The sequence below is a fragment of the Mycolicibacterium gadium genome, from assembly GCF_010728925.1.
In the GTDB taxonomy this organism is placed as follows: domain Bacteria; phylum Actinomycetota; class Actinomycetes; order Mycobacteriales; family Mycobacteriaceae; genus Mycobacterium; species Mycobacterium gadium.
This window is the reverse complement of record NZ_AP022608.1, coordinates 1,888,469-1,912,488: the sequence shown is the minus strand read 5'-3', so window position 1 is coordinate 1,912,488 and position 24,020 is coordinate 1,888,469. Positions and strand designations below refer to the sequence as shown.

The 24,020-nt window shown below is 66.0% G+C and carries 24 protein-coding genes; 13 read left to right on the top strand and 11 right to left on the bottom strand.

Going from position 1 to position 24,020, the window contains the following annotated elements; genetic code table 11:
- Nucleotides 1-22: 22 nt before the first annotated feature.
- The 5 genes from G6N36_RS09580 to G6N36_RS09560 all read left to right on the top strand — a co-directional run bounded on the left by G6N36_RS09580 (nt 23) and on the right by G6N36_RS09560 (nt 4,720).
- Nucleotides 23-439: a pyridoxamine 5'-phosphate oxidase family protein gene (locus G6N36_RS09580; protein WP_163686308.1), complete on the top strand. Its 417-nt coding sequence runs from the start codon at nt 23-25 to the stop codon at nt 437-439.
- Between the two features lie 63 nt (nt 440-502).
- On the top strand, nt 503-1,912 hold the full coding sequence (locus G6N36_RS09575; protein ID WP_163686307.1) for a WS/DGAT/MGAT family O-acyltransferase: 1,410 nt from the start codon (nt 503-505) through the stop codon (nt 1,910-1,912).
- A gap of 4 nt (nt 1,913-1,916) precedes the next feature.
- Nucleotides 1,917-2,357 (top strand): pyridoxamine 5'-phosphate oxidase family protein, encoded by a 441-nt coding sequence (locus G6N36_RS09570; RefSeq protein ID WP_163686306.1) that lies wholly within the window; start codon nt 1,917-1,919, stop codon nt 2,355-2,357.
- A gap of 24 nt (nt 2,358-2,381) precedes the next feature.
- Nucleotides 2,382-3,035 carry a hypoxia response regulator transcription factor DosR/DevR gene (dosR, locus tag G6N36_RS09565; protein ID WP_163686305.1) on the top strand — a complete coding sequence of 218 codons (654 nt, stop codon included), beginning with the start codon at nt 2,382-2,384 and terminating at the stop codon, nt 3,033-3,035.
- Entirely contained in the window at nt 3,032-4,720 is a 1,689-nt protein-coding gene (locus G6N36_RS09560; RefSeq protein ID WP_163686304.1) for a sensor histidine kinase, read from the top strand. Before dosR ends, G6N36_RS09560 begins: the two co-directional genes overlap by 4 nt.
- Here the strand turns inward: G6N36_RS09560 and G6N36_RS09555 are convergent.
- The 4 genes from G6N36_RS09555 to G6N36_RS09540 all read right to left on the bottom strand — a co-directional run bounded on the left by G6N36_RS09555 (nt 4,713) and on the right by G6N36_RS09540 (nt 9,286).
- Entirely contained in the window at nt 4,713-5,702 is a 990-nt protein-coding gene (locus tag G6N36_RS09555; RefSeq protein WP_163686303.1) for an Acg family FMN-binding oxidoreductase, read from the bottom strand. The genes G6N36_RS09560 and G6N36_RS09555 overlap by 8 nt on opposite strands.
- Nucleotides 5,703-5,774: 72 nt before the next feature.
- Nucleotides 5,775-7,322 carry an ATP-dependent DNA ligase gene (locus tag G6N36_RS09550; RefSeq protein ID WP_163686302.1) on the bottom strand — a complete coding sequence of 516 codons (1,548 nt, stop codon included), beginning with the start codon at nt 7,320-7,322 and terminating at the stop codon, nt 5,775-5,777.
- Between the two features lie 21 nt (nt 7,323-7,343).
- On the bottom strand, nt 7,344-7,712 hold the full coding sequence (locus G6N36_RS09545; RefSeq protein WP_163686301.1) for a glutamyl-tRNA amidotransferase: 369 nt from the start codon (nt 7,710-7,712) through the stop codon (nt 7,344-7,346).
- A 41-nt stretch (nt 7,713-7,753) separates the two neighbouring features.
- Nucleotides 7,754-9,286, bottom strand: coding sequence for a molybdopterin-dependent oxidoreductase (locus tag G6N36_RS09540; RefSeq protein ID WP_163686300.1), 1,533 nt, complete (start codon nt 9,284-9,286; stop codon nt 7,754-7,756).
- A 98-nt stretch (nt 9,287-9,384) separates the two neighbouring features.
- On the opposite strand from G6N36_RS09540, the gene G6N36_RS09535 reads away from it, so the two are divergent.
- The 4 genes from G6N36_RS09535 (at nt 9,385) to G6N36_RS09520 (ending at nt 14,154) form a co-directional block, all read left to right on the top strand.
- Entirely contained in the window at nt 9,385-10,152 is a 768-nt protein-coding gene (locus tag G6N36_RS09535) for an SDR family NAD(P)-dependent oxidoreductase (protein WP_163686299.1), read from the top strand.
- Between the two features lie 71 nt (nt 10,153-10,223).
- Nucleotides 10,224-11,960 (top strand): ubiquinone-dependent pyruvate dehydrogenase, encoded by a 1,737-nt coding sequence (gene poxB / locus G6N36_RS09530; protein ID WP_163686298.1) that lies wholly within the window; start codon nt 10,224-10,226, stop codon nt 11,958-11,960.
- 286 nt (nt 11,961-12,246) lie between these two features.
- On the top strand, nt 12,247-13,074 hold the full coding sequence (locus G6N36_RS09525; protein WP_163686297.1) for a class I SAM-dependent methyltransferase: 828 nt from the start codon (nt 12,247-12,249) through the stop codon (nt 13,072-13,074).
- Between the two features lie 12 nt (nt 13,075-13,086).
- A complete protein-coding gene (locus tag G6N36_RS09520; protein ID WP_163686296.1) occupies nt 13,087-14,154 on the top strand; it encodes a phosphotransferase family protein in 1,068 nt (355 codons plus the stop codon).
- On the opposite strand, the gene G6N36_RS09515 is transcribed toward G6N36_RS09520, so the two are convergent.
- Entirely contained in the window at nt 14,151-14,915 is a 765-nt protein-coding gene (locus tag G6N36_RS09515) for a sulfite exporter TauE/SafE family protein (RefSeq protein ID WP_163686295.1), read from the bottom strand. The two genes, G6N36_RS09520 and G6N36_RS09515, sit on opposite strands and share 4 nt — an antisense overlap.
- 239 nt (nt 14,916-15,154) lie before the next feature.
- Between G6N36_RS09515 and G6N36_RS09510 the strand changes: the two genes are divergently transcribed.
- Complete coding sequence (locus G6N36_RS09510; RefSeq protein WP_179964754.1) at nt 15,155-15,655, top strand: 2-isopropylmalate synthase; 501 nt, start codon at nt 15,155-15,157, stop codon at nt 15,653-15,655.
- A gap of 73 nt (nt 15,656-15,728) precedes the next feature.
- On the opposite strand, the gene G6N36_RS09505 is transcribed toward G6N36_RS09510, so the two are convergent.
- Both G6N36_RS09505 and G6N36_RS09500 read right to left on the bottom strand, forming a co-directional pair.
- Nucleotides 15,729-16,115, bottom strand: coding sequence for a DUF4267 domain-containing protein (locus G6N36_RS09505; RefSeq protein ID WP_220096926.1), 387 nt, complete (start codon nt 16,113-16,115; stop codon nt 15,729-15,731).
- 2 nt (nt 16,116-16,117) lie between these two features.
- Entirely contained in the window at nt 16,118-17,602 is a 1,485-nt protein-coding gene (locus tag G6N36_RS09500; protein WP_163686292.1) for a cytochrome P450, read from the bottom strand.
- Between the two features lie 130 nt (nt 17,603-17,732).
- Here G6N36_RS09500 and G6N36_RS09495 point away from each other — a divergent pair, with 130 nt between their 5' ends.
- Together G6N36_RS09495 and G6N36_RS09490 are read left to right on the top strand one after the other, a co-directional pair.
- Entirely contained in the window at nt 17,733-18,362 is a 630-nt protein-coding gene (locus G6N36_RS09495; RefSeq protein WP_163686291.1) for a TetR/AcrR family transcriptional regulator, read from the top strand.
- Between the two features lie 14 nt (nt 18,363-18,376).
- Nucleotides 18,377-19,249 carry an SDR family oxidoreductase gene (locus G6N36_RS09490; RefSeq protein ID WP_179964753.1) on the top strand — a complete coding sequence of 291 codons (873 nt, stop codon included), beginning with the start codon at nt 18,377-18,379 and terminating at the stop codon, nt 19,247-19,249.
- Here G6N36_RS09490 and G6N36_RS09485 read toward each other — a convergent pair.
- The 3 genes from G6N36_RS09485 to G6N36_RS09475 are packed head-to-tail and all read right to left on the bottom strand — an operon-like array spanning nt 19,246 to nt 22,106.
- On the bottom strand, nt 19,246-20,427 hold the full coding sequence (locus tag G6N36_RS09485) for an AAA family ATPase (RefSeq protein WP_163686290.1): 1,182 nt from the start codon (nt 20,425-20,427) through the stop codon (nt 19,246-19,248). The genes G6N36_RS09490 and G6N36_RS09485 overlap by 4 nt on opposite strands.
- 30 nt (nt 20,428-20,457) lie before the next feature.
- A complete protein-coding gene (locus tag G6N36_RS09480) occupies nt 20,458-21,504 on the bottom strand; it encodes a DNA polymerase IV (RefSeq protein WP_163686289.1) in 1,047 nt (348 codons plus the stop codon).
- 5 nt (nt 21,505-21,509) lie between these two features.
- Nucleotides 21,510-22,106 carry a TetR/AcrR family transcriptional regulator gene (locus G6N36_RS09475; RefSeq protein WP_163686288.1) on the bottom strand — a complete coding sequence of 199 codons (597 nt, stop codon included), beginning with the start codon at nt 22,104-22,106 and terminating at the stop codon, nt 21,510-21,512.
- A gap of 88 nt (nt 22,107-22,194) precedes the next feature.
- On the opposite strand from G6N36_RS09475, the gene G6N36_RS09470 reads away from it, so the two are divergent.
- Nucleotides 22,195-22,737: an NADPH-dependent FMN reductase gene (locus tag G6N36_RS09470; protein ID WP_163686287.1), complete on the top strand. Its 543-nt coding sequence runs from the start codon at nt 22,195-22,197 to the stop codon at nt 22,735-22,737.
- Nucleotides 22,738-22,739: 2 nt separating this feature from the next.
- Here G6N36_RS09470 and G6N36_RS09465 read toward each other — a convergent pair whose 3' ends face one another.
- Complete coding sequence (locus G6N36_RS09465; protein WP_163686286.1) at nt 22,740-23,963, bottom strand: alkane 1-monooxygenase; 1,224 nt, start codon at nt 23,961-23,963, stop codon at nt 22,740-22,742.
- Nucleotides 23,964-24,020 lie beyond the last annotated feature (57 nt).

Sequence of the window (24,020 nt, the reverse complement as noted above, 5' to 3'; positions counted from 1 at the left end):
CGACGATCCCTACACTGCTGTCATGGCCGGTGAACCGATGGACGTGCTTTCGGAAGACGAGAGCTGGAACCTGCTGTCGAGTCGCACGCTGGGCCGCCTGGTCACATGCGTGGACAGCTACCCCGAGATCTTTCCCGTCAACTTCGTCGTCCAGCGCAGGACGGTCCTGTTCCGGACCGCCGAGTTCGCCAGCAAGCTGTTCACCGTCGTGATGAACGCCCACGTGGTGTTCGAAGCCGACGACCACGACGTGTCGGAAGGCTGGAGCGTGATCGTCAAGGGCATCGCGCAGGTGCTCAACACCGACGGCGAGATCGAGGAAGCCGAGCGCGCACAACTGCTGCCGTGGACGGCGGGGCATAAGCCTCGCTACGTACGCGTGGAGCCCTCGGAAATCAGCGGCCGTCGCTTTCGATTCGGATCCGCCGGCACCGACTGACGGCCCTCCAAATAGGGACTTTTGCCCCTCCCGCTGCGGTCCGAAACGGCCGACAGTTGAGGTATGGAGCAATTGAACACGCTTGATGCGGGATTCCTCCACGCCGAGGACTCCGACCGCCACGTGAGCCTTGCGATCGGTGCCGTGGCCGTGCTGGCTGGACCGATGCCCAGCTTCGATTCACTGGTTTCGACCATCAACGGGCGCGTGCTGGCGGTGCCGCGGTTCTGCCAAGTGCTGCACACGCAGCCGCTGGACCTTGGTGCGCCGCACTGGGTCGACGATGCCGACCTCGACATCTCCCATCACATCCGGCTCGCGGCACTGCCGCGTCCCGGAGACGATGCGGCGCTGTCCCGTTGGGTCGCCGAGGTGATGGAGCGGCGGCTCGACCGTGACCGCCCGCTGTGGGAGTGCTGGGTTGTCGACGGGCTGGCGCACAACCGGTGGGCGATCCTGATGAAGGTCCACCACTGCATCGCCGACGGAATTGCGGCGACACACATGCTTTCCCGAATCTGCGACGACGGTGCGGGCGATACCTTCGCCACTGACATTCGTGCCGCACACGAGTCGATGCGCGTTCTGCGACTGCCTGCGCTCACGCTCAATCCGATCGAGTGGATCGCCGGAGCGTGGCGCACATCGGTCGGCGTGACGACCGCAGCGGCGCAGGCGCTGCAGGGGGTGACCCAGATCGCGGGCGGCCTGCTGCGGCCCGCGGCGGCGTCGTCACTGACCGGACCCCTGACCAGCATGCGGCGTTACGCCTCGGTCGAGGTATCCATGGAACACGTGACGAACATCTGCAATGGGTTTGGCGTCACGATCAACGACGTTGCACTGGCGGCGATTACGGACAGCTACCGCACGATGCTGCTGCGTCGCGGCGAGCGGCCACAGCCCGACTCACTTCGGACGCTCGTCCCGGTTTCGGTGCGTTCTGCCGATGCGTCCGACGAGACCGACAACCGCGTCTCGATCATGCTGCCGTGCCTGCCCGTCGAGAAGGCCGATCCCGTCGCGCAGCTGCAAGCCGTGCACAAGCGGCTCGCCCGGGCCAAGGTCAGCGGACAGCGCCAGGCCGGGAGCATCTTCGTATCCGCCGCGAAAGCGATCCCGTTCGCGCTCACCGCCTGGACGGTCCGGACGCTGACACGACTGCCTCAGCGAGGCGTCGTCACCCTCGCGACGAACGTGCCGGGTCCGCGAAAGCGCTTGCGCGTCATGGGCCGCGAAGTCGTCCGGCTACTGCCGATCCCTCCGCTGGCACTGAAACTGCGAACCGGAATAGCGATCATGAGCTACGCCGACCACCTCGCATTCGGCGTTATCGGCGACTACGACGCGGCCCCGGATGTCGATGAGCTGGCGAGCGGAATCGAGCGCGCCGTCGAACGTCTGACGTCCGTCAGCGCCGGCCACTGGCGCTCCACACCCGTGGGGACGCTGTCACTCGTTCAAGGGGGTTGACATCATGCCGAACACCCAGGGACTCGATGTCCTCAACCGCAGACAGTGTCTGGACCTGCTCCAAGGGGTCAGGGTGGGGCGCCTGGTCTTCACCGAGGACGCACTGCCCGCGATTCAGCCGGTCAACTTCCGGATGTGGCGCGACGACGTCGTCATCCGCGTCGCAGGCGGGGCCAAACTGGCTGCGGCGTGCGACAACCTCGTCGTCGCGTTCGAGGCGGACGAGCTGGATGCGGACCTACGCGCCGGATGGAGCGTCACCGTCGTCGGGCACGCCCAACCGATCACCGCTGTCGACGACCTCGTGGAGGTCGCGGGCACATTCCTGCGGCCGTGGGTTCAGGGCCCACGTGACCACTTCATCCGGATCCGCACTGAGAAGATCACGGGACGCCGCTTTCGGGAACGGGGCTTACCGCAGTACCGCGCGGCCGCCGGCAGCTAACGTCACCCCTGTGAAGGACTCGCAATGGTGACGGTGTTCCTGGTCGACGATCACGAGGTCGTCCGGCGCGGCCTCGTCGACCTGCTCGGATCGGATCCTGAGCTCGAGGTGATCGGTGAAGCCGGTTCCGTGGGCGAGGCGATGGTAAAGATCCTCGCGCTACGCCCCGACGTCGCGGTCCTCGACGTGCGCCTGCCCGATGGCAACGGCATCGAACTATGCCGTGACCTGCTTTCCGACTTACCGGAACTGCGCTGTCTGATGTTGACGTCGTACACCTCCGACGAAGCGATGCTCGACGCGATCCTGGCCGGCGCCAGCGGCTACGTCGTCAAAGACATCAAGGGAATGGAGCTCGCCCAAGCGATCAAGGACGTCGGCTCGGGCAAGTCACTTCTGGACAACCGGGCGGCCGCGGCGTTGATGGCCAAGCTTCGCGGCTCGACCGAAACCCCTGATCCGCTTTCCGGACTGACCGATCAGGAGCGGACACTGCTCGGGTTGCTCGGCGAGGGACTGACAAACAAGCAGATCGCGGCGCGCATGTTCCTCGCGGAGAAGACGGTGAAGAACTACGTGTCCCGCCTGCTGGCCAAACTCGGCATGGAGCGCAGGACCCAGGCGGCGGTGTTCGCCTCCAAACTGGAGCAACAACGTCGTCGGCCCGGGCAGTCATGACCGGACCCGGTGCACGTCCCTTGCGCGACACACTGTCTCAGTTGCGGCTGCGTGAACTCCTCGGCGAGGTGCAGGACCGCATCGGGCAAATCGTCGAGGGTCGTGACCGCCTCGACGGGCTCGTCGACGCCATGCTCGTCATCACGTCCGGCCTCGATCTCGATGCCACCCTGCGGACAATCGTGCACACGGCCATCGAACTGGTCGACGCCGGATACGGCGCGCTGGGTGTGCGCGGTCAAGGCCACGATCTGGTTGAGTTCATCTACGAGGGCATCGACGAACAGACCCGAGAGCTGATCGGTCATCTGCCCGAAGGTCGCGGTGTCCTCGGAGTGCTGATCGACGAACCCAAACCCATTCGGCTGGAGGACATCCGGCACCACGCCGCCTCGGTTGGCTTCCCGCCGAACCACCCGCCGATGCGAACCTTTCTGGGTGTGCCGGTGCGAATCCGCGACGAAGTATTCGGCAACCTCTACCTGACCGACAAGGCCGACGGTCGACCATTCGGTGAAGACGATGAGGTCTTGGTCGAAGCGCTCGCCGCGGCCGCCGGAATCGCGATCGACAACGCGCGCCTGTACGAGCAGTCGCAGGCCCGACAGTCGTGGATCGAGGCGACACGCGATATCGCCACCGAGATGCTGTCCGGCGCCGACCCGGCCACGGTGTTCCGGCTCGTCGTCGACGAAGCGCTGAAGCTGACCGGCGCGGACGCCACGGTGGTGGCCGTGCCGTCCGTCGTCGGCACGCCCGACGGCCTCGACCTGGTCGTGGTGGCAACAGCCGGTTCGCTCGCCGCCGACGGTGAGCACGCGACGATTCCGGTGCGCACCACAGAGATCGGACAGGTGTTCTCGGGTGGCACACCCCGGAAATTTGACACCGTCGATCTGGGATTGGGCACCGGTCCTGGTCCCGCGCTCGTACTTCCGCTCCGTACGCCGGACGACATCGCTGGCGTGGTGATCGCCTTGCGGCGCGACGGTGCATATCCCTTCAACGCAGACCATTTCGAGATGATGGCGTCGTTCACCGACCAGGCGGCGCTGGCCTGGCAGCTCGCGACATCGCAGCGCAAGATGCGCGAACTCGACGTCCTGACCGACCGCGACCGGATCGCGCGAGACCTACACGACCACGTCATCCAGCGTCTGTTCGCCGCCGGGTTGGCGCTGCAGGGGACCATCCCGCGCGCCCAGTCAGCCGAAGTGCAACAACGGATTTCGGCGTGTGTGGACGATCTGCAAGAAGTCATCCAGGAGATCCGCACGACGATCTTCGACCTACACAGTGCCCCGTTGGGGACGACTCGGCTGCGTCAGCGGCTCGACCAGGCCATCGCACAATTCTCCAGCCCGGACCTGCGGACGACGGCGCAGTTCGTCGGACCGCTTTCGGTTGTCGACGCTGGCCTGGCCGATCATGCCGAAGCCGTTGTGCGGGAGAGCGTCAGCAACGCGGTCCGGCACGCTGCGGCGACGTCGCTGAGCGTAAGCGTCAGGGTCGAGGATGACCTGTCTATCGAGGTCGTCGACAACGGCCGCGGCATACCCGACGACATCACCGGTAGCGGGTTGACCAACCTTCGCCGCCGCGCCGAAGAGGTCGGTGGTGCGTTCACCGCTGAGCGAGTGGCCGACGGTGGCACACGGTTGCGGTGGTCCGCACCTCTTACGTAGGCGAAGCGTCCAGCCACTGCGCGACATCGGCGAACGGACGGCGCGGAGTTGACGGGAGCGGGTCGGCGTTCACCGGCGCCCAGCCGATACGCAACAGCATCTGGGGAACGGCGCTATCGCCAAACACTTCGGTGCGGACGGCTTCTCGTGTCTCGACGATCTCGAGAGGCTCGGTGACCGGACAGCTCGCAAGCCCGAACGAGGTCGCCGAGAGCAGCACCAGGCTCGTGGCCTCGCCCGCGCGCAGCCGCGCCAGCGGGCTGTCGTCATTCGTTCCGAGCGCCAGCACCACCGCGGCGTCGTCTTCCGACGCGACGTCGGCGGGCTGGGCCAACGCGGGGGCGGCGAACAAACGTCCGGGGATGGGCGCCGCGAGATCGGGCGCAGGCGTGTTCCGCGCCGGAACCCCGGCCACCGACGCGTAACGTCCGCTCCACTGGGATAACTCACTGAGATATTCGTGATCGGCCGCGTGCTCGCGAACGGCCTGGGCCACAATCTGTTCCAGCTTTGGCAGCGACGCGACCTGTCGCACCGACACACCCGCGCGCGCGGCGCGTGCACCCATCAAGGCGATGTCGGCGTCCGGCACCGACCATGCGTTGTACAACCGGCGATCGGTGCGGCGCCGAGGTATCGCCGCCGCCAGGGTCACGTCCAGCGCACTGGCGGGGTTGGGGCGCACCTCGATGGCGGCCAGGTGTTCGGGGTCCGCGGGGTTGGGTAGGCGGTGGACTATCGACTGCCACCCGAGCGCCGCCAAAGCGACGACGGCGTGATGCAGTGACGCGCCACAACTGAGCAGCAGGTCGCGGCCGTCCGGGTCGGTGTTGGCCAAGTGCCGCTGCGGATCGGCGTACAGGTGCAGGCTCTCGATGCCCACCCGCCACCGCCACGGTTGCGAGTTGTGAATCGACGGCGCCCGGATGGCCAACGACAACACCGTATGTACCGTCTTGCGATCCGGGAAGTACGCGTTCATGGCTTCATACTTCGCCGCGGTGGCGTGGGGGACTAGGGACGAAAGACCCTGCTTGGTGGGACTTTCTAACGATCAGTCGCCGCGCTGGTAGAGGGCACGAACAGTGTCGATGGTGTCGGCCTCGGCGGGGCTCTTGTCATCGCGGTAACGCAGCACCCGCGCGAAGCGCAGCGCCATGCCGCCGGGGTACCGCGACGACGTCTGCACGCCGTCCAGCGCGATCTCGACGACCTGTTCGGGGCGTACCTTGACGACATAGCCGTCGGTCGGGCCGTCGGCGAGTTCGAGGAACCGGGCGGTCTGCCACGCCAGCATCGCATCCGTCATACCCTTGAAAGTCTTTCCTAGCATGACGAATTCGCCAGTCTGGGCGTCCCGCGCCCCGAGATGGATGTTCGACAGTTTGCCGGTGCGCCGGCCCGACCCCCACTCGACTCCGAGCACCACCAGATCCAGTGTGTGCACCGGCTTGACCTTCAGCCACCCCGCGCCGCGACGGCCGGCTTCGTACGGTGTCGACAGCGATTTCGCCATGACGCCTTCGTGGCCCGCGGCCAGCGTGACCTCGAGGAAATTCTGCGCCTGCTCGGCGTCGTCGGTGATCAACCGGTCGACGCGCCGGGCCTTCGGCACGATTGAGTCCAGCACCGCTATGCGTTCACTGGTCGGCAGGTCCAGGAGGTCGGTGCCGTCGAGGTGCAGCAGATCGAAAACGAACACCGACAGGGGTTGTGCCGTACGAGCCGCCGCGATGTCGACCGAGCGCCCGAACCTGGACGCGGTGACCTGAAACCGATGGGGACGACCGTCGGGACGCAGCGCAATCGCCTCGGCATCGGCGATCAGATCGGTGACCGACAGTGCCAACGTCGCATCCACCACCTCGGGCAGCCGTGCGGTGACGTCGTCGAGGCTGCGGGTGTAGATCCGGACCTCGTCACCCCTGCGGTGAATCTGCACGCGCGCGCCGTCCAGCTTGGCCTCGAAAACCGCTGTGCCACCGATACGTTCAAGTGCCTCGGCGACACCGGCGGCGGTTTGGGCGAGCATCGGACCGACGGGCTGGCCGACCTTGAGCCTGAACTCCTGCAGCGCGACCTCGCCTGCCGTCAGCGCGGCGGCCGCGACGGCGGGAAGATCGCCGCCGAGCATGGCCGCGCGGCGCACCGCGGCGAGCGGAACATCGGCCGCCTTCGCGACCGCGTCGGCCATCACTCCCACCAAGGCCCCCTGGCGGAGTTCGCTGCCGAGCAGGCGGCGCAGAAATGTCTGCTCGGCGTCGGTGGCCTGACCGAACAGTCCCGCTACCAACTCGGCGCGCCGCGCTTGGGAGCCCTTGCCTGTGACCGCCCCGATCTCGCTGAACCGGGCATCGACATCGAGGACGGTCAGCGACGGCTCGGCCGCCGCGGGTGGCAACGATCGAAGTGCCGCCCAGCCGACGCCGATCTGGCGCTGCGGCAGCTCGCCCGACAGCCACGACACGATCACCGCGACCAGCGCGGCATCGCCCTCTTCGCCAGCACGGCGCAGCAGATCGGCGATCCGGGCGATCTTTTTCAGTCGGGCCGACGAGGCGCCTACCTCGACGGAGGCGGTGACGACGTCATGAAGCTGCACGATCCCAGCCTGGCACGGGTGTCAGACATCTCCGAGTAGGCCGGTGAGTACCGCGGCTTCTGCGCGCAGGGCGGCGGCGCGTTCGGTGTGCCCGCCGCTGCTCACCTGCTCGGCAGCGGCCAGCCGCTCGTCGACCTCGGTCCGCACCAGGGCGCGAATCTCGTCGTCGGACAACTCCCGGCGCGCCACCTCGGCAGCACCGAGCCCGACCACCCCACCGGCGATGGCTTCACTCTCGGGCGCATTGATCTCCACAGCGTCGGGGGTTTCCGCGTTGTCGATGGCACTCAAGGCCGAGCGCAGCGCGGACACTCGGGCGACGTCGCGCTCCCTGCGGGCGGCGAGCAGCGCATCGCCCAGGGACTTTCTCCAGAACTGTGCAGCAGTCACGGCACGCAAAACTAGGCGTCCGAGGCCGGGACTGCAGCTCATTATTCGACCGCGAAGGAGACGGTGTGCCAGCCGGTCGCGCCGTCGGGAATCGGGTCGGCCAGCTCGGCCGTCTGGACGGCGCCGGTGTTGTCGGTGGCGCGGACGGAGATCGTGTGCAGGCCCGGCTCGGTGGCCTGCCACGGAAAGCTCCACAACCGCCAAGTGTCGTCGGCGTAGCTCGCGCCGAGCTCGGCTTGCTTCCAGTCGCCCTCATCGATGCGCACCTCGACGGCGCGTACACCGCGGTCCTGAGCCCACGCCACCCCGCCGAACCTCACCGCCCCCTGTGCCACGTCCTGGCCGCTGCGCGGCACGTCGATGCGCGACTGCGTCTTGATCGGTCCGCGCGCGGACCAGCCGAGCGGCGTCCAATACCCCTGTGCACGATCGAACCGGGTGAGTTCGAGGTCGACGACCCACTTGGTGGCCGACACATAGCCGTAGAGGCCGGGCACGACGAGGCGCGCGGGGTAGCCGTGTTCGGTGGGCAGCGGCTTTCCGTTCATGCCGACGGCGAGCAGCGAATCGCGGTCGTCGGTAAGTGCTTCCACGGGGCTGCCCGCGGTGAATCCGTCGATCGACATCGACAGCACCATGTCCGCGTCGGAGTGAATACCGGCCTCGGCCAACAGGTCCCGAACTCGATAGCCGGTCCATGCCGCGTTCCCGATGAGGTCTCCTCCGACGGGGTTGGACACACACGTCAGCGTCACCAGCTTCTCGACGGCCTCGAACCGTTCGAGATCCTCGAAGCGGTAGGTGATTTCGCGGTCGACCATGCCGTGGATCCTCAGTTGCCAGTCGGCCCTACTCAGCTGCGGCACCGACAGCGCGGTATCGATCCGGTAGAAGTCCTCGTTGGCGGTGACAAAGGAGGGCAGCGCCACGCCTTCCGGTTGCACGGTCGGCGGGACCGCCGGTGCGGGGATGTCGATCTTCGGTAGTGCGAAGGCGTTGCGGTCGCCCGCGACCGACGTCGTCAGCCGCGACAGCACAGCACCCCCGACCCCGGTGAGCGCTCCCGCCCCGAGGAATCCGAGCGTGACGAGCGAAAGCCGTCGGCCGCGATCAGGGGAGTCCATCGCGGGATCGCGTTCCGGTTCGTCGACGAACCGGCCGGAGGTCAGCAGCCGAAGCACCGCGACACCGCCGACGGTGCCGATGATCGTCGGGACGATGTCGGCCCAGCCCGCTCCCGCACGCGACAGCACGGCCGCACACCCCGCGACCCCGGCGGCGACGATTGCGGCGCTGCCGATGGGAGCGCGTCGCGTCTCGTATTGCGCCGTCACCGCCGCGATCGCCGCGATGACGGCAATCACCGCGATCGACAGGAACAGTTTGTCGGCCGTACCGAACGTCTGGATGGCCCATTCCTTGAGCGGGCCCGGAGTGAGATCGATGACAGCCGATCCGACAGCGGTGCGCGCATCGGCCGCAGGCCCGAACAAGACGACGAGCAGTTGGGTCAGGCCGAGGGCGACCGCGGCCGCCGCCACGCCCGCCATCGCTTTAGCGCCGCGCTCCGTCATGAGGCCAAGCTACCCACGCGCCGACCCGAAAGCCTTAACGAAAAGTGACGTCAGCTAAGTTGCTTTACAGTCTGACCTCATTTTGGAAAGGGAACTAAATGGAGATCTCGGGCAAGAATGCCATCATCGTCGGCGGGGCTTCCGGCTTCGGTAAGGCCACCGCTGAATTGCTGGCCAAGCGCGGCGCGAACGTGGCAGTGCTGGACCGCCCGCAGTCGAAGGGCAAGGAAGTCGCTGACGAGATCGGTGGCACCTTCTATGAGGTCGACGTCACCGACTTCGAGGGCACCGAGAAGGTCCTGCAGCAGGCCATCGACCAGCTGGGCGGCCTGCACATCATCGTCACGACCGCCGGCGGCGGCGCCGCCGAACGCACCGTGAAGAAGGACGGGCCGCATAGCTTGGAGTCCTTCCGCAAGTGCGTCGACCTCAACCTCATCGGCACCTTCAACATCAGCCGGCTGGCCGGCTGGCAGATGAGCAAGCAGGACCTCGTCGACGACGAGCAGGAGGAGCGCGGCGTCATCATCAACACCGCGTCGATCGCTGCCTTCGAGGGCCAGATCGGACAGGTCGCCTACACCGCGTCCAAGGCGGCGATCGCAGGCATGTGCCTCACCATGGCTCGCGACATGGGCAGCCTGGGCATTCGCGCCCTCGCGATCGCCCCGAGCCTGTTCGCCACCGGCCTGACCGAGGGCATCCCCGACGAGTTCGCCAAGGCGCTCACCAAGGATGCGGCGTTCCCGAAGCGGCTGGGCAAGCCGGAGGAGTACGCGAAGCTGGTTGCCGCGATCGTCGAGAATCCGATGCTCAACGGGCAGTGCCTGCGCCTTGACGCCGGCCAGCGTTTCGCCCCCAAGTAAACCGGTGATTTCGGTGCGCTTACCGCCGCTCAGCGGTCGTAGGCGCACCGAAATCGCATAGGGTGGGACGCGTGGCGACTGTTGCCGATCACGTCATCGAGGCTCTTCGGATCAGCGGCGTACGCCGCGTCTACGGCCTGCCCGGCGACAGCCTCAACGGCTTCACCGACGCGATCCGCCGCTCTGGCGAAATCAGTTGGGAGCACGTGCGTCACGAGGAGACCGCCGGATTCGCGGCCGCGGCGGATGCGGCGCTCACCGGCGGCCTGGCCGTGTGCGCGGGCAGCTGCGATCCCGGCAACCTGCACCTGATCAACGGCTTGTTCGACGCGCACCGCAGTCGCGTTCCCGTGCTCGCGATCGCCGCGCACATCCCGCGCACCGAGATCGGATCGGAATACTTCCAGGAGACGCACCCGCAGGAGCTGTTCCGCGAGTGCAGCGTCTACTGCGAACTCGTCAGCACCCCCGAGATGGCACCGCGCATCCTCGAGATGGCGATGCGCGCGGCCGTCGAGGACAACGGGGTTGCCGTCGTCGTCGTCCCCGGAGAGATCTTTCTGCAGCGCGCCGACTCCTCCGGGTGGAACGCGCGACCGGTCGTGGCGACGCGGTCGGTGGTACGCCCCGACGACGAGTCGCTGCAGCGAGCGGCCACCATCCTCAACGACGCGGAGGCGGTGACGATTCTGGGCGGCGCCGGCGTGGCCGGTTCACACGACGCCCTGATCGCCGCGGCGGCGACGCTCAACGCGCCGATCGTGCATGCGCTGCGCGGCAAGGAATTCATCGAGTACGACAACCCGTACGACGTCGGTATGACGGGACTGCTCGGCTTCGCGTCGGGATACAAGGCGATCAAGGAATGCGACGCGCTGCTGATGCTGGGCACCGACTTCCCGTATCAGCAGTTCTATCCCGACAACGCCAAGGTCGTCCAGGTCGACATCCGCGGCCGCAACCTCGGCCGTCGCACCCCGACCGAGCTCGGGCTGGTGGGCTCGGTCAAGGACACCCTCGCCGCGCTGCAACCGATGCTCAGACAGAAGACCCGGCGCGAACACCTGGACCGTTCGCTGCGCCATTACTCCAAGACCCGCAAGCGGATGGACGACCTTGCGGTCAACGATCGCGATCGCACCCCCATTCGACCTGAATACGTTGCCGGGCTTGCCAATCGGCTGGCAACCGATGATGCGGTGTTCACCGCCGACGTGGGTTCGCCGGTGGTGTGGGCTGCTCGGTACCTCACGATGAACGGCCGTCGCCGGCTCATCGGCTCGTTCAACCACGGCACCATGGCGTGCGCGCTGCCACTGGCAATCGGTGCGCAAACCGCTTACCGCGACCGGCAGGTCGTGGCGCTGGCCGGCGACGGCGGGCTGTCGATGATGTTCGGTGAGTTGCTCACACTGATTCAGAATCGGCTGCCGGTCAAGGTGATCGTGTTCAACAACTCGTCGTTGAATTTCGTCGAACTGGAGATGAAGGCTGCGGGCATCGTCAACTTCGGAACCGATCTGGTGAACCCTGACTTTGCCGCCATTGCTCAGGCGATGGGAATCTTCGGCAGGCGCGTCGAAGAGCCGTCCGGTCTGGAGGCGGCCTTGGTCGAGGCATTTGACTTCGACGGACCCGCCATCATCGATGTGGTGACCGCGCGGCAGGAGCTGTCTATTCCACCCGCGATCACAGTTGAGCAGGCAAAAGGCTTCTCGCTGTACGCGATCCGGACGATTCTCGCCGGGCGGGCCGACGAGTTGCTCGACTTGGCGACGACCAATGTGGCGCGACGCATTCTCGACTGAGCTTGGTCACGACACGCGCAGGAAGACACACCTGGCACATCGAAGATCGACCCCAACCCGCACGGCAGCGTGTTCGACGAAGGCATCAAAGCGCTGCATAGCAACAGCCTCATGGAGACCGCCGTACGGGCGGACAACGGCGAACATTCTTGTCGATTACCGGATATTCCCGCTCCTCGGGGCGTTGAGTGAACGGTGCGGCATGGATTGGCGCCAGTCAGATCTGTTACCAGACCGTCAATTTCGGCTTACGTCCATGTTTGTACTCGACTGAGGAGGCCTCGCCATGACTGATCCCCCAGCAACCCTCGACGTACAACAGGTCGCTGCCAAACATCGCGCGATGTGGGCGTCCGGCGACTATCCCAAACTCGCCGTCGAACTCGTTTCTCCGCTCGGGCCCGTGCTGGTTGAAGCTAGCGGCATCGGCCCGGGGGATCGGGTCTTGGACGTAGCGGCCGGAACGGGAAACGCGTCGATACCGGCCGCCGAAACAGGCGCGACGGTCGTCGCCAGTGACCTGTGCCCGGACCTGTTGGACGCCGGCGCTCGATTGGCCGCCGACCGAGGCGTCGAGCTGGAATGGCGTGAGGCCAACGCCCATGAATTGCCCTTCGATGACAACGAATTCGATGTGGTGATGTCGTGTATCGGCGTGATGTTCGCGCCGTTTCATCAGCTCGCCGCACGGGAGCTGATCCGCGTGTGTAAACCCGGCGGCAGGATCGGGCTGATCAGTTGGACACCTGAAGGCCATATCGGGCAGCTGTGGGCGACGATGAAGCCCTACGCTCCGCCCCCACCGACCGGTGCCCAACCGCCGCCGCTGTGGGGAGACGAGGACCACGTCCGCGCGCTGCTCGGTGACCGCGTCACCGACGTCGTCACCGAGAGACGCACCCTGACCGTCGACCACTTCGCAGACGGAGCCGCCTTCCGTGACTACTTCAAGGCCACCTACGGTCCGACGATCGCGGTCTACCGCAACATCGAAAACGACACAGACCGGGTGGCCGAGCTCGACGCGGCCATTGCGCAAGTGGGCGACAGCGTCCTCAGCGGCGACTCGACGATGGAATGGGAGTACCTGCTGCTGACGGCGCGTAAGACCTGACAACATGTCTTCATGCCCGATGACGCGCAGCAGCTGCCGACACTGAGCGACGACGACCAGGCTGCGTTGCAGCGCTGGGCGCAACAGCAGGGCCTTGGCTCGACGGTGAGCGACGTACAGCCGCTCACCGGCGGCACGCAGAACATCGTGGTGCGGATCCATATCGACGGTCGGCCAATGGTGCTGCGCCGCCCGCCCCTTCATCCGCGGCCGACGAGCGACAAGACGATGCTGCGCGAGATCGCAGCGCTGCGCACGCTCGCCGGTAGCGACGTCCCGCATCCAGGTTTCATCGCAGGGTGCGAAGACCTCGACGTGCTCGGGGTCGTCTTCTATTTGATGGAGGAGATCGACGGTTTCAACCCCGGCAGCGAAGTGGCCGAGGCGTACGTCCGCGACCAGTCTTTCCGACACGATGTCGGCCTCTCCTATGCGGCGAGCTTGGCACGGCTGGGGAACGCCGCATGGGAGGGTAAGCCGCTCGCGGAGCTGAAACGGCCGGGGTCTTTTGTGGAGCGCCAGGTTCCGCAGTTTCTGCGGCTGTTGGAAAGCTATCGGCACGAGCGCTACGAGCCCGAATCGCTGGCTGTCACCGACCTTGCCGACTGGCTTCTTGCCAACATCCCGCCGGAGAGCGAGCCGGGAATCATGCACGGCGACCCGCATATGAGCAATGTTCTGCTGCGGCGCGACAAACCGGAGCTGGCAGCGTTCGTGGACTGGGAGATGTGCACCGTCGGTGACCCGCTGCTCGATCTCGGCTGGATGCTGATCACCTGGCCGCTGGACACCAGCACGATCACCGCGGGGGGTGCGCTTGGCGCACTCGGTGGGCTGGCCACCCGGCGCGAACTTCTCGAGGCCTACTGGGACGCCGGCGGACGTGAGACGCCGAGACTCGATTGGTACATGGCGATGGCGTGTTTCAAGCTCGGTGTGGTCATCGAGGGCACCTGGTCGCGCTACCTGATGGGCAAGGCGAGCCGCGACGCAGGCGAGGCGCTGCATGCCAATGCCCAGAACCTGATCGATATCGGTACCCGGGTCGTGAAGGGCGACAACCCGTTTGACCTTAACTAGCCGAAGGCGTCAAACCCGAGTTTGACGGCCAGCGCCAGTCCCGCAGCACCGATCGCCAGCCGAATCGGCTTGGCAGGTGCGTGACGCACGACGACGGGACCCAGCCGTGATCCGACGAGGCAGCCCAAGCCGAGAGGGACGACCGCCGACCACTGCACCGGTGCGACGAAGACGAAGATGACCGCCGCGACGACGTTGGCGATGCCGAGGATGACGTTCTTGCCCGCATTGGCGTGCGCGAGCGTCGCCCCGCCCGCCCGGAGCAGTATCGCGAGCAGGAGAACACCCGCGGCTGCACCGAAATAGCCGCCATAGATACAAATTACGAAGATCGCGGCCGACTCGAGTACCAACGTCACCGTGTGTCTTCGGTGACTGGCCACCGTCGCATCCTTGCGCTGGCGGGCCGGGATGAGGATGGCCACCGAGGCGAATGCGAGGAGAAGGGGAACCACCTTCTCGAAGCCCTCGGCCGGGAGCGACAACAGCAGAACGGCGCCGACCAGTCCTCCCGCCGCCGCGACCGGAGCGATACGTTTCAGCCACGGACCCTGCCCGTTCAGTTCAGGACGCGAGCCCCACACCGACCCGATGCCGTTGAACACCACGGCGACCGTGTTGGTCACGTTGGCCGTAACGGGTGGCAGGCCCACGAGCAACAGTGCGGGATACGTGGCGACTGAGGCCAAGCCCGCGATGCTCCCGGTGAGGCCGCCGAGCACACCTGCTGCGGCGAGAAAGGCCGCATCCCACCACGTCATCGCGCGCTCACGTTACTTCGCGGACCGTTGCAGGCTGCCCGCTGGGGCCGGGGTTTTGCGCCTGACCCGCGTTGCCGCCTGAAATGTGTTTGCACCCGCCTGCGGGGGCGTCTAGAGTCGCCAACGTGCCGAGGCGACTCGTAGTAGCAACCCGCAGCGGGGTCTGATCCTGACCGACCCCTCGCTGTGGGTCGTCGCTACTTCGTCGGTCACTTCCTCTGAACTGAGAAGACCGGCACATGACATTCGAACCCGCAATCAGTGCAGCTCCCATAACGGGCCCAGCACCGTTCGCGAGCCACGTGGATGGACCCCTGCCCCGCGGTCTGCGCCAGGAGGCCGATGCGATGTCTTTCGAAACGTTCCTCGATCAATATGCGCCCACGACAGGACCATTGCGACTGGGCCAGTGGGAGTGCGCCGATGCTGATCGGCCCGCCACCCGGCTGGGTCCGCAGGCCCGCACCTATAAGGCGACGCTGGCCGTCGGAGATCGCATCAGCACGTCGTCGGCCAAGGCGTGCGGACCGGTCGCCGCGCTGACGGAGATGCTCTACGAGCGCGGGATCGCGGTCGAGATGACCGCGTTCCACCAACTGCCGGCCGGAGACAACACCGCGACGTTCATCCGCGGTTCCGGCGGAGGTCACTCCGAATGGGCGGTGGGCCTCGCCGACGACCCGACGCAGTCGGCGTTGCGTGCGGTTATCGCGTGCGCCAACCGGCTGCTGGCGGCTTGATCTCGCCGAAATCGAATTCCAGCAGGCCTCTACTCGGACTTTCGCTGCTGGAATTCCATTTCGCGGCGATGGGCTAGCGTGCGATGCCGCGCAGGGCCCATGCGCCGAGCGCGACCGCGAGAACCGGCACGGTGACGGGGGCGCCGGCCGTCGAGCGCGTGAAGTCGCCGCGGGATATCGCGACGGCACCGGCGGCGCCGTCGCCCACATCACACGCCAACCCGGCGGTCACGAACGCTCGTTGCTGCGCACCCGACGACAGCAGCGTGCCCATGCCGATGACGACGTCGCGTACTCCGAACAAGCGCCACGCGTAATGCGACTGGCCGCCGTCGGCATCCATCCCGAAAACCCGTGCGGTGAGGCTCGGGCTGAGCCACGCCAGCACGCCGGCGGCGATTCGCCCGATGGCCAGTGCCGCAAGCACGCGGCCGGCCACGGAACGCTGATTGTCGGCCATGGTCAGTGCAGCGGACGCAGCACGATGTGCATACCGTCCTTGGGCACCGGCATGCCGCCGTAATCCCATTCGGTCGTATAGCCCTTGTGTGGGAGCTCGAGCCGGTACTTGCGCAGCAGCCGGTGCAGGATTGTCTTCACCTCGAACTGGCCGAACGTCATGCCTATGCACTTGTGCGCGCCGCCGCCGAAGGGGCTGAACGCGTACCGGTGCGACTTGTGCTCGTTCCGCGGTTCGGTGAAGCGCAGCGGATCGAACTTCATCGGTTCGGGGTAGAACTCCTCGAGTCGATGGTTCATCCCGGGGTAGGCGATGACGTTCGTGCCCTTGGGCAGGTAGTAGCCCAACAGTTCGGTGTCGCGCACCGTTTGACGCATCGCCCACTGCACCGGGGTCACCAGGCGGATGGACTCGTTCATCACCAGATCGAGGGATTCCAGCTTCTCGAGCGAATCGATGTCGAGCGGTCCGTCGCCGAGACGGTCGGACTCGTCGCGGCAACGGTCTTGCCACTCAGGGTGTTTCGCCAAGTGGTAGATCATCGTGGTCGCCGTCGATGTCGACGTGTCGTGCGCGGCCATCATCAGGAAGATCATGTGGTTGACGATGTCGTCGTCCGAGAACTTGTTGCCGTCCTCGTCCTCGGTTTGACACAGCACGGTCAGCAGATCCGAACCGTCCTTGCCGCGACGTTCCCGCACTCGCTCCTCGAAGTAGTCCTCGAGAAGCTTGCGGGCCTGCATCCCGCGCCACCAGGTGAAGGGCGGCACCGGCTTGCGGATGATCGCGTTGCCCGCGCGGGTGGTGGTGGTGAACGCGTTGTTGACCTTGGTGACGAGTTCGTGGTCGGTGCCCGGCTCGTGACCCATGAACACCATCGAGGCGATGTCGAGCGTGAGCTCCTTCATCGCCGGATACATCAGGAACCGCGGGTCGTTGGTCACCCAGTCATTCGCGATGACCTGTGAGACCACCTTGTCGACCTGCTCCTGATAGCCGACCAGCCGGCTCCGGACGAACGCCTCCTGCATGATCCGCCGGTGGAACATGTGCTCCTCGAAGTCGAGAAGCATCAGGCCGCGGTGGAAGAAGGGGCCGATCACCGGGACCCAGCCCTGCTGGTTGAAGTCCTTGTTTCGGTTGGAGTAGATGGCCTGCGCGGCATCGGGGCCGAGCGCCGTGACGGCGGGCAGGACGGGAGAGTCGGCATAGTAGAGCGGGCCGTATTTGCGGTAGATGTGCAGCAGGTAGTCGGGTCCGCCGCGGAACATCTCGATCATGTGGCCCAAAATCGGCAGGCCGGCGTCGCCGGCGACTCCCTTGAGCTCGCTGCCCGGGGGCGGGTTCGTCATCGTCTTCTGTGGAAAGTCGGTGTTGAGCAGCCGGCGCTCGACCACACTCATACCCGGGAAATTGGTGATCGACGGGGTCAACCGTCGCTTCGCCTTGTCCAGCAGGTAGTCCTTGGTGCTGATGGTCGTCGGCATCTGGGCTCCTCAAGCAAAAGATGACTGTGGCCTGACTGTGGGCGTTGTCACTCCTATCCTTATCCTGGATGGCAGACTTGACGCATGTCAAGTTTGGATCTGGCGTGGCGCGATGCGAAGGTCTACTGCCATGACCGCTGAGTCCGTCGGCCCCGAGGTGCGCCGCAGCAGGGGTGACCGGCAACGTGACGCCATCGTCACCGCGGTGCGCGATCTGCTCCACGAGCGCTCGTTCGCCGATTTGTCCGTCAGCACCATCAGCGAACGAGCCGGGGTCGCCCGATCAGGTTTCTACTTCTACTTCGACTCGAAGTACGCGGTGCTCGCGACGATCATGAAGGACGCCGGCGACCTGCTCGACGACCTCACGCATCATTTCGCGCCCCGTGAGCCCGGCGAGGCGCCTGCGGCCTTCGCGAAGCGGATGGTGGGTAGCGCGGCTGCCGTGTACGCGAACGAGGATCCGGTGATGACGGCATGCGCGGCGGCGCGCAACACCGACGCGGAGATCCGCGAGATCATGGACGACTTTTACGACGGTGTCATCGCCAAACTGATCACTCTGCTCGAGAACGACCCCGACGCGCGGCCGATCTCTGACGACCTGCCCGCCCTGGTTCGGACCCTGGCGGCGGTGACCTCCTTCACGCTGATGCATGACAGTGCCTTCGTCGGTCGGAATGAGGAACCCGCGCGCGCCGTAGATATCGTCGAGCGGCTATGGCTGTCCGCCTTCTGGGGCAACGGTCAATCGGCCTAGGTAGGGTCAGCGGAATGGCGACTAGCGTGTCTGGGAGAAGCGATTTCGCCGGTAAGCGTTGTCTGCTCACTGGTGCCGCCAGCGGCATCGGCCGCGCGACTGCGCTGAAGCTGGCCGCCGAAGGGGCCCACCTCTATCTCACCGACCGCGACGCCGAAGGTCTGGAGCAGACCGTGGCCGACGCCCGTGCGCTGGGTGGCGTGGTCGGCGCCTACCGTGCTTTTGACATCTCCGACTACGACGCCGTCGACGAATTCGCCGCCGACGTCCACGCCGAGCACCTGGCGATGGATGTGGTGATGAACATCGCGGGTGTGTCGGCGTGGGGCACTGTCTCCACGCTTTCACACCAGCACTGGAAGTCGATGATCGACGTCAACCTGATGGGTCCGATCCACATCATCGAGTCGTTCGTCCCGCCGATGGTCGCCGCGGGCCGGGGTGGCCATCTGGTGAACGTGTCGTCGGCCGCTGGTCTGGTCGCGTTGCCATGGCACGCCGCCTACAGCGCGAGCAAGTACGGCCTGCGTGGCCTCTCCGAGGTGCTGCGATTCGACCTGGCGCGGCACCGCATCGGCGTATCTGTCGTGGTACCGGGCGCGGTGAAAACGCCGCTGGTGCAGACGATTCACATCGCGGGCGTGGACCGCGAGGATCCCAGCGTCCAACGTTGGACGGACCGCTTCAGTGGCCACGCGGTGTCACCGGAACATGTCGCAGACCGAATCCTGCGCGGCGTTCGGCGCAACAGGTTCCTCGTCTACACGTCTCCGGACATCCGGGCGCTCTATATGTTCAAGCGCACCATGTGGTGGCCGTACAGCGTCGCCATGCGTCAGGTCAACGTGCTCTTCACCCGTGCGCTGCGGCCGGCCAAATCTCGCTAGCGCTTACCCCAATCCCACGCCGGGGCCGTGAGCATGGTCAGGCCGTCGACACATGTCTCGCCGAGATCCTTGCGCAACTCGAGCTGGATCGCGTCGCCGTCGGAGTCGGCATTCCCGACTGCGCCCAGGTGGTCCAGTAGTGCCGTCGAATGCGTGACGACGATGACCTGCGTGGCGTCCGCCGCTGCGCGGATCAACGACGCGAGCGGGCCGACCAGGTCGGGGTGCAGCGACGTCTCCGGTTCGTTTAGGACCATGAGTGAGGGTGGTTGGGGGCTCAGCAACGCGGCGGCCCACAGCAGGAAACGCAATGTGCCGTCGGATAATTCAGCGGCGCGCAGTGGACGGAGCATGCCCTGCTGCTGCAGTTGAAGGTCAAACAGCCCGTCGTGCACGGCGACCGACACGGCGGCGCCGTCAAATGCTTCGGCGACGGCGCGATGCAGATCGTCGAAGCCCGCTTCGATGATCGTCTGGATGGCGGCCGCCAGATCGCTGCCGTCGTCGGCGAGCACCTGTGTCCTGGTACCCACCTGCCTCAGCCGCGACGGCGCCGTCGCGTCCACCCGGAAGCCATCGTAGAAGCGCCAATTGCGTAGCCGGTCGCGTACCGCGGCGAGCTCCGGATGTGCGCCGGGATGGGCGTACTCGGCGAGGACGCTGCGGTATGCCGGAAGCGCTTGGGTGAGCTTGTCGAAGCCGCGGCCCGATTCCGAACTCGCCTCGGCGTATTCGCGGGTGCGGCGCACCAGCGTCGAACCGGGCCGCATCACGGGCCCGACGAACACTGCCTCGCGTTTGATCTCGGGGTCGCGGGCGAACAACGAGCGATGCCCCGCCATCTGTGGCAGCCCGAGGTCTACCAGATAGCCGAAGTCGTCGGATGCGAATCCCAGCTCGAGCGAGACGGGTCGGGTTCGCGTCGTGCCCTCGACGCGTCCGGTGCGCTTGGCGCCGCCGAGTTGTTCGGGACCCGCCCACAGCACCGACTCCAGACCACCCTCGGCCGCCAAGGAGCCGATCACCTCGCCGCGGCCGCAGTCCGCGAGTAGCCGAAGTGACCGGTACAGCGAAGACTTGCCCGTACCGTTGGCGCCGGTGACGACCGTAAGCCCGGCCAGCGGCAGCACCACATCGCGCAACGACCGATACCCGCGGATCGCGATCGTTTTCAGCATGGGGGCAGCGTATTGCCGTGGTGTGACTAGTCAGTACCCGCCGTCGGGCGCGGCGAGCTCAAGTCGCACGCCGAGCAGGCGGATCGGACGGTCCAGTTCGAATTGGTGCAGCAGATCCAGCGCCGTGGCGACAATCGTCCGTTCGTTGTTGCCCGCCGACGCCAGCTTGCGAATCTTGGTGCGGGTGAAGAACGTCTTGGTGCGCACCGTCACCGCCACCCGGGTGACGACGCGGCCCTGGTCGATGATCTCGGCGAGTGTTGTCTTCGCGAGTTTCACTACCGCCGAATCGATTTCGGCAGGGTCGGTCAGGTCCTCGGGGAACGTGATCACGTGGCTGCGCGAGCGCGGCACCCACGGTTGCGCAGTGACCTCGGTGTCACCGCCACCCTTGGCCAGCAACAGAATCCAGAGTCCGGTCGTCGGACCGAAGGTAGACGTCAACAGTTGCGCGTCGGTGGCGGCCAGGTCTGCGACGGTGTTGACGCCCATGCCGGCAAGCCTTTTCGCTGTCTTGGGACCGACCCCCCAGAGGGCCTCGACCTCACGGTCACCCATCACCGCCATCCAGTTGTCCTCGGTCAGCGAGAAGATTCCCGACGGCTTACCGAAACCGGTCGCGACCTTGGCGCGCTGCTTGTTGTCGCTGATGCCGACCGAACACGACAGCCCCGTGCCCGCGGCCACGACCTCACGGATGCGTTCGGCGAGTTGGAACGGATCGATCGACTCGTCGGCGCCGATGTACGCCTCGTCCCAACCCCACACCTCGACGGGATGGCCGAGGTCGCGCAGCAGGCCCATCACCTCTTCGGAGGCCTCGTCATACGCGTTCGTGTCCAGCGGCAGGAACGTCGCGTCGGGGCACTTGCGCGCCGCGGTGCGAAGCGGCATCCCGGCGTGCACGCCGAACGCCCGCGCCGGGTACGACGCGCAGGTGACGACCTTCCTGGGCTCATTCGGATCACCGTTGCCGCCGACGATGATCGGCAGCCCGGCGAGCTCAGGGTTCCGCCGGACCTCGACCGCGGCCTGGAACTGATCGAGGTCGACGTGCAGGACCCAGCGGGGACTCATCGGGGTCAGGTGCCGCAGACCTTGCGCGCCAAGGTTTCCCACGCGTCACCAAGGCTCCTCAGTGTCTGACCGCCTTCGGTGAGCTGGTGGTGCACGTAGTCGGCGTCCAGCAGCGCGAGCAGGGCAGTGGCCTGGGCGTCGAGGTCCCCGGTGGTGGCCGCCTCGTCAAGCAGCACCGTGATGTGCCGTTGATGAAGCGTGGCCGGGGCGCTGAAGCGCATCTGCGGGTCCCTGTTGGCGTCCGATAGCAGCGCCTGATGGGCTCTGACGAACTTCAGCCTGGCGCGGCCGAACGCGATCAGCCGTTCCAGCGGCGGCGCGCCGGGGCCAAGCGGAGGCGGCCCGAACAGAAAGGCCTGCTGCTGGACCTTCTCGTCCTCGTCGAGCAGGACGATCATCAGCCCCGCACGGCTGCCGAAGCGGCGGAACAGTGTGCCCTTGCCCACACCCGCGGCGACGGCGATGTCGTCGGTGGTGACCGCGTCGGCGCCGCGTTCGGAGATGAGCCGGCGCGCGGCTTCCAGCAGTAACGTGCGATTACGAGCGGCGTCGCCCCGTTCTTGCGGCGCCTCGTCGGAGATCGGCAGCGCGTGTGGGGGCATGTCACCACTTTAATTCAGTGGGATGAATTCGGACCAAGGTCCGGTTTCACGATGCGAGGATCCATACCGCGATCGAAAGGGTTTGAACATGTCGGACATCAAGATGCTCGTATTGGTAGGCAGCCTGCGTGCGGCGTCTGTCAATCGGCAGCTCGCCGAACTCGCCATCGAATCGGCTCCAGACGGTGTACGGCTGCAGACTTTCGACCGGCTGGGGGAGTTGCCGTTCTACAACGAGGACATCGACAACGCCGACGTCGCAGAGCCGGTAGTCGCGTTACGGCAGGCCGCTGCCGACGCTGACGCCGCTCTGGTCGTCACACCCGAGTACAACGGGAGCATTCCGGGCGTGTTGAAGAACGCGATCGACTGGTTGTCGCGGCCGTTCGGTGACGGCGCGCTCAAAGGTAAGCCGCTGGCGGTCGTGGGGGCTGCGCTCGGCCAATACGGCGGGGTGTGGGCCCACGACGAAACGCGCAAGTCGTTCGGCATTGCCGGACCGCGCGTCATCGAGGACCTGACTCTGTCAGTGCGATCGACGGCATTCGACGGCAAGCACCCCCGTGAGAACACCGAGGTTGCCGAACAATTGCGCGACATCGTGGGCAAGCTGGCCGCCGAAGTCGGCTGACATCACAGCGGCGGGCTCGCGTCGCGGTGGGCCGCGCGTCTGCCGTGTTCTGCGTAGCGCGGACTCAACGCCGCCAGGTGTAGCTGGCCGCCGTAGTGCTGAATGACGCGCCAGTCCATGATGCGGCGCCATAACGGCGGGATCATCGCAATCAGCATCATCGTGGCGTAGCCCGACGGAAGCTGCGGCGCCTCCTCGGCGTGGCGCAGCGTCTGATAGCGGCGCACCGGATGGGCGTGATGGTCGGAGTGCCGCTGGAGGTGGAACAGACACACGTTGGCGACGATGGTGTTGCTGTTCCAGCTGTGCCACGCGCGTACGCGTTCGTAGCGCCCGTCGGCGAGTTTTTGTCGCCTCAGCCCATAGTGCTCGAGATAGTTGACGGTTTCGAGCATGCAGAAGCCGACGATCGCCTGGCCGATAAGCCATGGCAGCACAACGACTCCGAACCAGACGACCAGGATCACGAACAACACCAGGGTGAGCAACCAGGCGTTCAGCACGTCGTTGCGCAAGCTCCAGTGGGTCGTCCCGATACGCGCGAATCGTGCTCGCTCGAGTCGCCATGCGGATCGCACACCGCCCGTCAGCGATCGGCCGATGAACAGGTACAGCGATTCGCCGAGTCGTGAGCTTGCGGGATCCTCCGGCGTGGCGACCCTGGCGTGGTGGCCGCGGTTGTGCTCGACGAAGAAATGCCCGTAGCCCGATTGGGCGAGTGCGAGCTTGCTCAGCCTGCGCTCCAGTCCGGCCCGCCGGTGGCCGAGTTCGTGCGCGGTGCTGATCGCGATCCCGCCAACGATACCGACGGTGAACATCAGTCCGAGCTTGTCGACCATTGACATGTGGACCCAGCCGCCGCCGGCCCAAATCCAGCACGCGAAGAGCAGCGAAAGATATTGCGAGGGAAGGAAGAGCATGGTGACCCAGCGATAGAAACGGTCGTTCTCCAGCCAGGCCAACGCGCTGTCGGGCGGGTTCTCGGCATCGGCGCCGACCAGATGGTCGAGCACCGGCACGACGAAGAAGGTCAGGATCGGACCGAACCACCAGAACAGATCCACACCGGTCACCTGCACCAGAAACCACGATTCGGCGACAAGCGACGGGACGATCGGCGCTAGCAGCCAGAGGTAACGCTTGCGGTCCCGCCAACCCTTGTTCGTGGCGATGTCTTGTCCGGGCTCAGTATGCCCGCGATGCTCTGCTCTCGATGTTGACTCCATGACTCCAGTTCATTGCTAGATCTGCTTTCACAAACTACAAAAGAAAGCTAATATATT

Bases quoted from the DNA above. Each gene is read 5' to 3' on its own strand.
- G6N36_RS09580 (WP_163686308.1), top strand. From the start codon at position 23: ATGGCCGGTGAACCGATGGACGTGCTTTCGGAAGACGAGAGCTGGAAC.
- G6N36_RS09575 (WP_163686307.1), top strand. From the start codon at position 503: ATGGAGCAATTGAACACGCTTGATGCGGGATTCCTCCACGCCGAGGAC.
- G6N36_RS09570 (WP_163686306.1), top strand. From the start codon at position 1,917: ATGCCGAACACCCAGGGACTCGATGTCCTCAACCGCAGACAGTGTCTG.
- dosR (WP_163686305.1), top strand. From the start codon at position 2,382: ATGGTGACGGTGTTCCTGGTCGACGATCACGAGGTCGTCCGGCGCGGC.
- G6N36_RS09560 (WP_163686304.1), top strand. From the start codon at position 3,032: ATGACCGGACCCGGTGCACGTCCCTTGCGCGACACACTGTCTCAGTTG.
- G6N36_RS09555 (WP_163686303.1), bottom strand. From the start codon at position 5,702: ATGAACGCGTACTTCCCGGATCGCAAGACGGTACATACGGTGTTGTCG.
- G6N36_RS09540 (WP_163686300.1), bottom strand. From the start codon at position 9,286: ATGACGGAGCGCGGCGCTAAAGCGATGGCGGGCGTGGCGGCGGCCGCG.
- G6N36_RS09535 (WP_163686299.1), top strand. From the start codon at position 9,385: ATGGAGATCTCGGGCAAGAATGCCATCATCGTCGGCGGGGCTTCCGGC.
- G6N36_RS09525 (WP_163686297.1), top strand. From the start codon at position 12,247: ATGACTGATCCCCCAGCAACCCTCGACGTACAACAGGTCGCTGCCAAA.
- G6N36_RS09520 (WP_163686296.1), top strand. From the start codon at position 13,087: ATGCCCGATGACGCGCAGCAGCTGCCGACACTGAGCGACGACGACCAG.
- G6N36_RS09515 (WP_163686295.1), bottom strand. From the start codon at position 14,915: ATGACGTGGTGGGATGCGGCCTTTCTCGCCGCAGCAGGTGTGCTCGGC.
- G6N36_RS09510 (WP_179964754.1), top strand. From the start codon at position 15,155: ATGACATTCGAACCCGCAATCAGTGCAGCTCCCATAACGGGCCCAGCA.
- G6N36_RS09505 (WP_220096926.1), bottom strand. From the start codon at position 16,115: ATGGCCGACAATCAGCGTTCCGTGGCCGGCCGCGTGCTTGCGGCACTG.
- G6N36_RS09500 (WP_163686292.1), bottom strand. From the start codon at position 17,602: ATGCCGACGACCATCAGCACCAAGGACTACCTGCTGGACAAGGCGAAG.
- G6N36_RS09495 (WP_163686291.1), top strand. From the start codon at position 17,733: ATGACCGCTGAGTCCGTCGGCCCCGAGGTGCGCCGCAGCAGGGGTGAC.
- G6N36_RS09490 (WP_179964753.1), top strand. From the start codon at position 18,377: ATGGCGACTAGCGTGTCTGGGAGAAGCGATTTCGCCGGTAAGCGTTGT.
- G6N36_RS09485 (WP_163686290.1), bottom strand. From the start codon at position 20,427: ATGCTGAAAACGATCGCGATCCGCGGGTATCGGTCGTTGCGCGATGTG.
- G6N36_RS09480 (WP_163686289.1), bottom strand. From the start codon at position 21,504: ATGAGTCCCCGCTGGGTCCTGCACGTCGACCTCGATCAGTTCCAGGCC.
- G6N36_RS09475 (WP_163686288.1), bottom strand. From the start codon at position 22,106: ATGCCCCCACACGCGCTGCCGATCTCCGACGAGGCGCCGCAAGAACGG.
- G6N36_RS09470 (WP_163686287.1), top strand. From the start codon at position 22,195: ATGTCGGACATCAAGATGCTCGTATTGGTAGGCAGCCTGCGTGCGGCG.
- G6N36_RS09465 (WP_163686286.1), bottom strand. From the start codon at position 23,963: ATGGAGTCAACATCGAGAGCAGAGCATCGCGGGCATACTGAGCCCGGA.